This window comes from Amycolatopsis sp. SID8362, assembly GCF_010550475.1.
Taxonomy (GTDB): Bacteria; Actinomycetota; Actinomycetes; order Mycobacteriales; family Pseudonocardiaceae; genus Amycolatopsis; species Amycolatopsis eburnea.
This window is the reverse complement of the sequence record NZ_JAAGNB010000155.1, coordinates 1-1,546: the sequence shown is the minus strand read 5'-3', so window position 1 is coordinate 1,546 and position 1,546 is coordinate 1. Positions and strand designations below refer to the sequence as shown.

The 1,546-nt window shown below is 74.6% G+C and carries 3 protein-coding genes; 2 read left to right on the top strand and 1 reads right to left on the bottom strand.

What is annotated here, in order from left to right; translation table 11 throughout:
* A partial coding sequence (locus G3I65_RS05805) for a sigma factor-like helix-turn-helix DNA-binding protein (protein ID WP_166639735.1) occupies nt 1-616 on the top strand: 616 nt, incomplete at its 5' end.
* Here G3I65_RS05805 and G3I65_RS05800 read toward each other — a convergent pair.
* Nucleotides 580-1,059, bottom strand: coding sequence for a DUF2087 domain-containing protein (locus tag G3I65_RS05800; protein ID WP_160695185.1), 480 nt, complete (start codon nt 1,057-1,059; stop codon nt 580-582). The genes G3I65_RS05805 and G3I65_RS05800 overlap by 37 nt on opposite strands.
* Before the next feature lie 172 nt (nt 1,060-1,231).
* Here G3I65_RS05800 and G3I65_RS05795 point away from each other — a divergent pair.
* A partial coding sequence (locus G3I65_RS05795) for an AMP-binding protein (RefSeq protein WP_160695184.1) occupies nt 1,232-1,546 on the top strand: 315 nt, incomplete at its 3' end.

Genomic DNA, 1,546 nt, shown 5'->3' with positions numbered 1-1,546 from the left:
CGGCCGGGGCACGCTGCGGCTGGCGCTGCTGGCGGCGATGCAGCAGCTCCCGCCGAAGCAGCGCGCGGTGCTGATCCTGCGGGACGTCCTGGAGTTCAGTGCCGCGGAGGTGGCCGGGTTCCTCGACACCACCGCCGCGGCGGTCAACAGCGCGCTGCAACGGGCGCGCGCGGGCCTCGGCGGGGTGTCGGTGGAGGAGGTCGCCGAACCGGCCGACGCGGCGGTGGCCGCGGTCCTCGACCGGTACGTGGCGGCGTTCGAACGCGCCGACGTCGCCGGGCTGGTCGGCCTGCTGGCCGACGACGTCGTCATGGAGATGCCGCCGGTGCCGCTGTGGTTCCGCGGGCGCGACGACTACGGCCGGTTCCTCGAGCGGTTGTTCGCGATGCGCGGCCCGGACTGGCGGATGACGCGCACGACGGCCAACGGCCAGCCCGCGCTGGTCGCGTACTGCCGCGACGACGCCGGGGTCTACCGGCTGCACACGCTGCAGGTGTTCACCGTGACGAAGGCGGGCGTGGCACACAACGTCGTGTTCGCCGATCCCGCCGTGCTGGCGTTGTTCGACCTGCCCGCGACTCAGCCGGCCGCGCGGGCCTCCGACGGGCGGCCGTAGGCGCCGCCGTCGTTGCTGCGCTGCAGCAGGCCTTCGTCGATCAGGTAGCGGCGCAGGGTGGCGTGGTCGTCGTGGACCATCACGAGCTTCTCGCGCACGTCCTGCTCGGTGTAGAGGCGGCCGGGCTCGAACCGCTCGGCGAGGGTGGCGAGCAGCAGCTGCCGCCGCTTGCCCGAATGCGGGATCGCGACGAGCCTGCCGTGCCGGAACAGCCCGTCGAGCGGGTCGGCGGGACCTTTCACGAGCGCCTCGCGGAAGACACCCGGCACCGCGCGGTAGTGGTCGCCGTCCGCCGTCACGAGACCCGCGTCGGTCAGCCGTCTGACGAGCTTGGCCGGGACCTCGCCCGCCGCGAGCCCCTCGGGCGCGGCGCAGATGCGGGCGAACAGCAGCAGCCGTTCGGGGTCCGAGAGAGCGGAGACCAGTGCTTCCGGGGCGGCCATGCCCGGAAGGTACCGGAAAACCTGGGCCTCGCGCCGCGGAACTCCGTGTACCGCAAGGCGAATCCCGCCGACCGCGCCGCGTCCGCCGGTCTGCTGGGCGTCGTGTTCCTGCCGCTGACCGTGTTCGACCCGCACCGCGGCCGTCGACGGGCCGCGCGGTAGGTTCCGCAGTGTGCCCCGTCCGACCGCGCCGGTGACCGTGCCCGAGGACGTCCTGCGCGTCTCGATCGTGGAGCGGCTCTTCGCCCGCGCCGACGACCCCCGGCCGCTGTACACCCACCAGGACCACACCCACGCCGCCGAGCACACGCTGACCTGGGCCGAGTTCGCCGCCCGGGTGCGGGTCGTCGCGGGGGAGCTGCGGCGGGCCGCCGAGCCGGGGGAGCGGGTCGCGATCCTGGCCGGCCAGGAGCTGGCCTACCCGCTGGCGTTCTTCGGCGCGCTGGCCGCCGGGCTCGTCGCGGTGCCGCTGATGCCGCCGTCGAAC